Origin of the sequence: Prauserella sp. PE36 (assembly GCF_003311655.1) — a bacterium.
Lineage (GTDB): Bacteria > Actinomycetota > Actinomycetes > Mycobacteriales > Pseudonocardiaceae > Prauserella_A > Prauserella_A endophytica.
The window spans coordinates 50841-57334 of the sequence record NZ_QEQT01000073.1; the positions used below are offsets into that span (position 1 = coordinate 50841).

Genomic DNA, 6494 nt, shown 5'->3' on the forward strand with positions numbered 1-6494 from the left:
GGCGGCGCCACTTCGGCCGGAGGCCGTCTGACAGGGGGGAACGTTATGAGCCGACGCACGATCTGGATCACCGTGGTCGCCGTGGCCGTGCTGGCCGTCCTGGGCGCCGGGTTCTGGGTGGGCTACCAGCAGGCCGCCGAGGACGACCACGGCACCAACGTGGTCAACCACGTCGGCGCCGAACCCGAGCAGGGCCCCAGGCGCGGCGAGCCGGTGCCGCCGAGGCCGAGCGCGGCGGCCCGCCCGCAGCCGGAGACCGTGGCCCGGCAGTGGCTGGCCGGGCAGCACACCCTCTACGCCCACGACCCGCGTCCGGACGCCTGGATCGCCCGGGTGGAAAACCTCGCCACCGACCAGATGCGCGCTGGTCTGGCCCAGTTCCGCGATGGCAACGGCGGCGTGGTGTGGGAGAACTTCCAGCGGCAGCGCTGCACCCGCACCGTGCGGGACCTGCACGCCGAACAAGCTCCGGGCGCGCCGAGTACCGAGGACAGCCGTTGGCTTCTGGTGCAGGGCGTGGCGGTCACCGCCTGCGAGCTGAACCCAGACACCCCGCCGTTCCCGGCCGAAACCCTGGTGACCGCGACGCTCGAGCTGACGCGTGAGCCCTCCGGCGAGTGGCTGGTCAACGCCCGCACCGAAGCAGGCTGAACGGGGGATCGGGGCCATCATTGCCCCCTCGTCAGCACGCGGGTCGCGGCGAAGAAGTCGCCACCCAGTCGCACCGGCGTGGTGCGCACCGTCTTGCCCGACTCCGGCGCCTCGATCATCTGGTCGTTGCCCGCATACAGCGCCACGTGATGGATGGAGCCGGGGGAACTGCCGTAGAACAGCAAGTCGCCCTTGGCCAGCTGGTCGACCGGGACCTGCAGGCCCTTGGTGGCCTGGTACTGCTCCCGAGAGGTACGCGGCAGCGTCACCTTGCCGCCGGTGCCCCGGTGGTAGGCAAACCGCACCAAGGAACTGCAGTCGAACCCGACCACGCCCGCGTCGATACCGGTGCCGCTGCTCGGGCCGTCGAGATCCCCGCCGCCCCAGGCGTAGCGGACCCCGATCTGCTCCATCGCCGCAGTGATCACCCCGGCCGTCGCGGTCGGCGAGGCCTCCAGGCACTCAATGCCCTGCACCGCGCCCAGCACCTGCCGGGCCGCGACCTCGAACGCGTGATAGCGCTCCGGGAACGCCGAGCGCTCCACCGCCTGCGCGGCCTCACCGGGACGCATCCGCTCCCAGCCGGGCACCGTCACCAGCACCTCGTAGAACTTGCGGACCTGATACTCGACGTCCTGCAGCTGCTGCGGCGTGCCCCAGCCCATCGAAGGCCGCATCTGGAAGATGCCCAGCGAGTCCCGGTCGCCGTAGTTGAGGTTGCGCAGCCCCGACTCGGCCATCCCGGCCTGGGTGGCGATCTGCCAGGCGATCGGCGGCAGCTTGCGCTGCTTACCGATCACCACGATCGCCGCGGCGATCTCCAGCGACTCACCGCCGTAGCCGGCCACCGACCCATCCGGCGCCGGACCCACCGCGCACATCTGCCCGGCCGCCAGCGCGGGCGGCTGCTCCGATCCCGAAACCGCGAGCAGGAGAAACAGCAGCGCCAGCACCGGCACCGACAACACGGCGACCCCCAGCCGCAGTGCTGACCTCATCCCGCTCTCCCCAGTCCCGGGCGCCGCGCCATGACCGGGCGGCTACAGATCAACGCAGACCGCACACTGTAAACATGTGTAGACACTTCTCGTCAACAGACTTGGCCACAGAAAGTCGCAAGATCGTCACAAGAAGCACCGGATCACGGGGGAGACAGGGGGTTCAGGCTGCCCTTGGGCTGGTCGAAAGGCACGCCGGGCGCTGTTTACACCCGCTGCTCACCCCGGCGACGGGTACCGCGCTGTTTACACATTGGCGGAAAGTTCAACGGCGCGGCGGTGAGGCGCGAAAACCATGCCCACACGGTTCGGCGCGGGTCGGGCAGCCGCAGCGAGTCGGCGAGCACGGAGGTTCGCCATGCCGGACCCTCGCGATAGCGGCCCGGCGCCACGAGGAGGCGTCGACCGAGCGCCAGCGAGTCGATCTAGGTCAGATCCAGCTCGCCGGCGTGCGCCGCACGCAGCAGGGCGTCCCAGCCCGCTGCCGTCAGGCTCAAAGCACCGGCAGTCGAATTCTTGGAGTCCCGCATCGCGGCGCCGTCAGCGGTGAAGGCGACCTCGACGCAGTCGTTGCCGCCGCCGGAATGGCTGGACTTGAACCAGTGGAGCTGCTCAGGGCGCATCGCGCAGGGTTTCCCTTCTCTGCCGTGGATGGAGGTCAATGGCTATTGGCGGTGGGCTCAGGGCAGAAACCCGGCCCGCCAGTCAGCGGCGGGGCGAAGGGGTTCCGGGGTCAGCTGGTAGAGCGCGTCACGCAATCCCGTGTAGAGACGGCCGACGGCAAGCGGTGCCAGGACCGCGGCCACCGTGTGATCATCAGGGCGAAGCAGGATCACGTCGTCGTGTTCGAGCCGCGGGTAGGGGAGCAGCTCAGCGGGCACGACTTGCGCCGGAAGGACAAGGTCGCCGGAATGGATGTCGGTCGGGGGAAGGGGCACGTACGGCCGCCGCAGCCGCGGCAGTGGTTGGGTGCGCTCGGCCGCCTCGCCGCGCGCAGCCCGCTGATGTTCGACGGCTGCGCCAAACCAGGGTTCGGACTGTGCTCGCCTCACCCGATCCGTCATCGTCGGCTCCCTCGCCGCCCCTCAACCCGCGACCGTCAACCTGGTGTTTCGTGTGCGCTCCCGATCCCACTTTAGTACATGAACTAAGGCACATGTACTAAAGATCATGGCCTATGGTTTCTGGTCCTTTAGTGCTTGATCGTTACGGCGTGCCACGCCCGCCCGCCACTGCCGCGTCCCGAGAGTTCGGGCGCCGGCTGCGGGCGCAGCGCGAGAAGCTCCACCTCACCCAGGAACGTCTCGCCCAGCGCGGCGAGATGTCCTACTCCACGATCAGCGACCTCGAACGCGGCCGGGCCAACCCAACTTTCGACGTCATCCTCAAGCTCGCGCAGCTGCTCGATACCGATCCTGGCGCACTGCTGTCCGGGCTGAAGCCCGACGACGCCTGAACCGCGACGCTGCCCCGCATGCCACCTTTTGTTGGGTTCGCCCGGCATGATCGAGTGCATGGGCAACTTCAGCACCGTGTACCTGGTCGAGGACCACACCGACGACGAGCCCGCCCCCTACACCCGCTACTGGCTGCACGTCTACACCAGCCGCGACAAGGCCAAAGCCGGAGTCGAGCACTACGCCCAGCGCGGTGGCCACGGGCCCGTCCGCTGGCAGGAGCACTCACCCAGCTCTTACGCTTACCGTGCGGACGGCGCGCGCGACCGGGAGTTGTACCGGATCGTCCCGCTGAACGTCCAACCCTGAGAATCGGCGTGGCGCGAGCCCGACCGACACCGGCATGAGTGTGTGGCCCTGGGGGACCCCAGGGCCACACACTCGTCTCAGCCGTGTGATCGCTGCGTCCGCACCATCGGGTCACCGCAGGTCGCCATGAACCTGGCTGGGGCTGACCATGAAGACGTGCCTGTCCCACCGCCGCCACTCCCGTTGGCGGCCGCGGTACCGGCTGCCACGCTGCCGGTACGAGACGACCTGCTCTACGAGACCAAGGTCGATGGCTGGCGGGTCTGCGTGCACGGCCCGGCGGGTGTGCTGCACTCCCGCCGGCCGAGCGACCTCACCGCCCGCTTCCCCGACATCCTTGCCGCGGTGCAGCGGCTGAAGGGCGGTGCGGTGCTCGACGGCGAACTGGTCGCCTACCGCCCCGGCGGGGGCCTGGAGTTCGTCCCCCTGACCTACAGCTCCCGCCGACGCGCCGCCGAGGGCGTGGCCCTGGTCTTCGTGGCCTTCGACCTGCTCGCCTGGCGCGGCCGCGACCAGCGCGGCCAGCCCCTGCACGTCCGCCGCGCCCGGTTGGCCGACCTGCTCGGCCAGCCGGGCGGCCCGGTCCAGCTGGTCGGCAGCACCGACGACCCCGCCACCGCCGCCCAGTGGATCAGCGCCGAGCAGGCCGCCGTCGGCATCGAGGGCGTTGTCGCCAAACCGACTGCGAGCACCTACCCCACCCGCGCCAAGGAGCGCTCCGGGTGGATCAAGGTCAAGTACAGCCAGACGGCCGAAGCCGTGGTCCTCGGCGTCCTCGGGCCCATCTCCGCGCCCACCGCTCTCGTGCTGGGCCAGGCCGACGACAACGGCACCCTCCACCCGATCGGCCTCTCAGCGCCGCTGTCCCGCCGCGCGCTGGCCAGCCTGGCTGGGCGCCTGCGCCCGATCGCCGGTACACCCCGCATCGGTGGTGGCCTCTTCGGCGGGGAGCCGCGTATCTACACGCCCGTGCAGCCCGACGTCGAGGTCGAGATCCACACCGACGCAACTCGTGACCTCGGCCGCTTCCGCCACCGCATCACCGTCACGAATGCGAAGGCTCCGTGAGGCAGAGGGCGCGGCGGGGCAGGGAACCAGGATCGGACGCAGCCGTTACGCCTTTTCGGGCTGGTCTGACCACGCCCTCCAGTACTCGTACTGATCGCGCACCGTCGCCAACTGATCAACTTCGGCGTCCTGGAAGGTGTCGACCAGATCATCGGTGGTTGCCTGCCGGCCCAGGCGCAGCACATAGATCAGCTCGCCACCACCCATATTGCGTGCCATGCCACTTGGGAACGCATCCTGCCGGGCGCCCTGCACTGCGATCACGACGCCTTCGGGCTCAAGCTGACGACGCAAGCGAACGAGCGCCTCGAACATGTCAGGCCCGGTGGCGGTATAGGGACCGCCGTAGCGCCCCATGCGGGTGAACAGTTCGATCCGATATGTCGGATGCGGGCCGTCGTAGCCATCCAGCCAGCCGCGAATACGCGCCCGCTCGCGCTGGTCGCCGTGCACAACCAGAACGTCTCGATCTACTCGCAGCTCCGGGTAGCCCGCCATAGCCTGATCCAACCAGGCCTTCGCTACTAGCAGGCGTCGCCGTCGGCGGATTTCTTGTGACGACAGCTGTAACGACAGCGACCACCTTGGAGGACTACACCTAATGCGTCCGAGGCGGCCACTCTGGATAGTCTTCTGGTCACTAGTTGCGCTTGCCCTATGGAGCACAGTTCTATTCCTGGACGGGACCGTCGTCATAGTTTGCTCCCTTGCTGCCTGTGGCGCGCTCGCGACGGCGGTGTGGCCTCCTAAATCCCAGTAAGCCGAATCCCTCGGTTTGCTGAACTGACCAGAACGCCTTTACCAGTTGCTTCGCAGTCGATCTCTCAGTAGGGGATCGACTGCGAAGTGCGTTTTGCCGGAAGCAGGACCTTCCCAGCCCAGCATGGGGCCACGCCGTGGTGACTCGCTACTACGAGGACCGCACGGCAAGCGACCACGGCTTCACCGCGTGTCAGCTTCATCGCCGAATGGCAACGAACAACTAGCCGGCCCAACCAAACCAACGCGATGTTCACGACGTCGCTGAACTACTCCACGTGGCCACCCGATCGAACCGCCTTGGTAAGCACGCGGTGGCGGGCCCTGCGTGCAGGCAATGGTCAGTCCTGCGGACGCCCCTCGCGATCCCAGGTGCTCGCGGCGACGACGATGCGGTCCCACAACCCGAACGGGCCGGACTCGGCGACCTGAGCGCGAACCTCGTGGGTGTGGACATCCATCCTCAGCACCAGGCGCACTGCGGCGCCGTCGCGCGTGTCGATGAACTCGTGCTCGTCGTGACCGCCGGCGACATGGCGCACGGCGTGCACCACGCTCGGCAACATGCATGCCAGCGCGCGGGGGAACCCGTGGTGTTCCACGGTGCGCAGGTAGATCGCCGGGCGCAGCGGTGCCTGGTCCAGCTCAGCGAGGTCCAGCGTCGGGAACTCGGTGCGCGGGTGGTCGAGTTGAGCGGTCATCAACGAGTCACCTCTGGCGGTCGGTGGTCAGGTTGACCAGTGCGTCGCGGACGCGGCGCATCGTGTCGGGATCGTTGGAGAACGTGGTGCCCGGGTCAGGCTCGTGCCATCGCGGGATCCGCCGGGCCGGCACGTCGAGCTGGCCGGAGACCCGCTTCGGCAGCTGGTTGTCGTAGCCGCTCACGAGTCGCGCCTCTGGCGCGCCTGCTCCCGCAGCTGCGCAGTGAGCTCGTCGTTGGCGGCGTCGTTGCCGGCGTCGGCGTTGGCGAGGAACAGCTCGGTGAGCGCGGCGGCCAGGTCTTCGGGCGTGCGGATCACGCGTTCGGTGCGGCGCTCCTGCGGCACGTCCTTGCCCATGCGTTCCGTCCTCGCCGGTGACTTTGGTGCGCGGCGCCCCTGACGAGGTCGGGGGCGCGTCAGGGGCGCCGCGAGTCTTTTCGTTCACGCCGGAAGCGGCACAGCTTGCGGGTTGGGGGAGATCCCACCGTGACCGCTTCCGGCGCTACTGTTGTGGCCAGACCCATTCCGACCACATGCGGAATCATGCCGGA

Annotated in this window: 11 protein-coding genes; 4 read left to right on the top strand and 7 right to left on the bottom strand. The window is 68.7% G+C overall.

Annotated features, from left to right (window positions below):
* Window positions 1–45 precede the first annotated feature (45 nt).
* Window positions 46–651: a hypothetical protein gene (locus DI005_RS20215; protein WP_113643131.1), complete on the top strand. Its 606-nt coding sequence runs from the start codon at window positions 46–48 to the stop codon at window positions 649–651.
* Window positions 652–668: 17 nt separating this feature from the next.
* On the opposite strand, the gene DI005_RS39485 is transcribed toward DI005_RS20215, so the two are convergent.
* From DI005_RS39485 to DI005_RS20230, 3 genes are all read right to left on the bottom strand, one after another.
* A complete protein-coding gene (locus DI005_RS39485) occupies window positions 669–1649 on the bottom strand; it encodes an NlpC/P60 family protein (protein WP_113643132.1) in 981 nt (326 codons plus the stop codon).
* A gap of 425 nt (window positions 1650–2074) precedes the next feature.
* A complete protein-coding gene (locus DI005_RS20225) occupies window positions 2075–2272 on the bottom strand; it encodes a DUF397 domain-containing protein (RefSeq protein ID WP_113643133.1) in 198 nt (65 codons plus the stop codon).
* Between the two features lie 57 nt (window positions 2273–2329).
* Window positions 2330–2713 carry a hypothetical protein gene (locus DI005_RS20230; RefSeq protein WP_113643134.1) on the bottom strand — a complete coding sequence of 128 codons (384 nt, stop codon included), beginning with the start codon at window positions 2711–2713 and terminating at the stop codon, window positions 2330–2332.
* Window positions 2714–2862: 149 nt separating this feature from the next.
* Here DI005_RS20230 and DI005_RS20235 point away from each other — a divergent pair, with 149 nt between their 5' ends.
* The 3 genes from DI005_RS20235 (at window position 2863) to DI005_RS20245 (ending at window position 4483) form a co-directional block, all read left to right on the top strand.
* A complete protein-coding gene (locus tag DI005_RS20235) occupies window positions 2863–3105 on the top strand; it encodes a helix-turn-helix domain-containing protein (protein ID WP_199543021.1) in 243 nt (80 codons plus the stop codon).
* 58 nt (window positions 3106–3163) lie between these two features.
* Window positions 3164–3415, top strand: coding sequence for a hypothetical protein (locus DI005_RS20240; RefSeq protein ID WP_113643136.1), 252 nt, complete (start codon window positions 3164–3166; stop codon window positions 3413–3415).
* Window positions 3416–3571: 156 nt separating this feature from the next.
* Entirely contained in the window at window positions 3572–4483 is a 912-nt protein-coding gene (locus DI005_RS20245; protein ID WP_158559846.1) for an ATP-dependent DNA ligase, read from the top strand.
* A 45-nt stretch (window positions 4484–4528) separates the two neighbouring features.
* Here the strand turns inward: DI005_RS20245 and DI005_RS20250 are convergent, their stop codons facing one another.
* The 4 genes from DI005_RS20250 to DI005_RS38245 all read right to left on the bottom strand — a co-directional run bounded on the left by DI005_RS20250 (window position 4529) and on the right by DI005_RS38245 (window position 6300).
* Window positions 4529–4981 carry a hypothetical protein gene (locus DI005_RS20250; protein ID WP_113643138.1) on the bottom strand — a complete coding sequence of 151 codons (453 nt, stop codon included), beginning with the start codon at window positions 4979–4981 and terminating at the stop codon, window positions 4529–4531.
* 602 nt (window positions 4982–5583) lie between these two features.
* On the bottom strand, window positions 5584–5943 hold the full coding sequence (locus DI005_RS20255; protein WP_113643139.1) for a hypothetical protein: 360 nt from the start codon (window positions 5941–5943) through the stop codon (window positions 5584–5586).
* A gap of 7 nt (window positions 5944–5950) precedes the next feature.
* Window positions 5951–6127, bottom strand: a complete 177-nt coding sequence (locus DI005_RS38240; RefSeq protein ID WP_158559847.1) for a hypothetical protein — start codon at window positions 6125–6127, stop codon at window positions 5951–5953.
* Window positions 6124–6300 carry a hypothetical protein gene (locus DI005_RS38245; RefSeq protein ID WP_158559848.1) on the bottom strand — a complete coding sequence of 59 codons (177 nt, stop codon included), beginning with the start codon at window positions 6298–6300 and terminating at the stop codon, window positions 6124–6126. Before DI005_RS38245 ends, DI005_RS38240 begins: the two co-directional genes overlap by 4 nt.
* Window positions 6301–6494: the final 194 nt, after the last annotated feature.

Bases quoted from the DNA above. Each gene is read 5' to 3' on its own strand.
- DI005_RS20250 (WP_113643138.1), bottom strand. From the start codon at position 4,981: ATGGCGGGCTACCCGGAGCTGCGAGTAGATCGAGACGTTCTGGTTGTG.
- DI005_RS20230 (WP_113643134.1), bottom strand. From the start codon at position 2,713: ATGACGGATCGGGTGAGGCGAGCACAGTCCGAACCCTGGTTTGGCGCA.
- DI005_RS20240 (WP_113643136.1), top strand. From the start codon at position 3,164: ATGGGCAACTTCAGCACCGTGTACCTGGTCGAGGACCACACCGACGAC.
- DI005_RS20225 (WP_113643133.1), bottom strand. From the start codon at position 2,272: ATGCGCCCTGAGCAGCTCCACTGGTTCAAGTCCAGCCATTCCGGCGGC.
- DI005_RS20215 (WP_113643131.1), top strand. From the start codon at position 46: ATGAGCCGACGCACGATCTGGATCACCGTGGTCGCCGTGGCCGTGCTG.
- DI005_RS39485 (WP_113643132.1), bottom strand. From the start codon at position 1,649: ATGAGGTCAGCACTGCGGCTGGGGGTCGCCGTGTTGTCGGTGCCGGTG.
- DI005_RS20255 (WP_113643139.1), bottom strand. From the start codon at position 5,943: ATGACCGCTCAACTCGACCACCCGCGCACCGAGTTCCCGACGCTGGAC.
- DI005_RS38245 (WP_158559848.1), bottom strand. From the start codon at position 6,300: ATGGGCAAGGACGTGCCGCAGGAGCGCCGCACCGAACGCGTGATCCGC.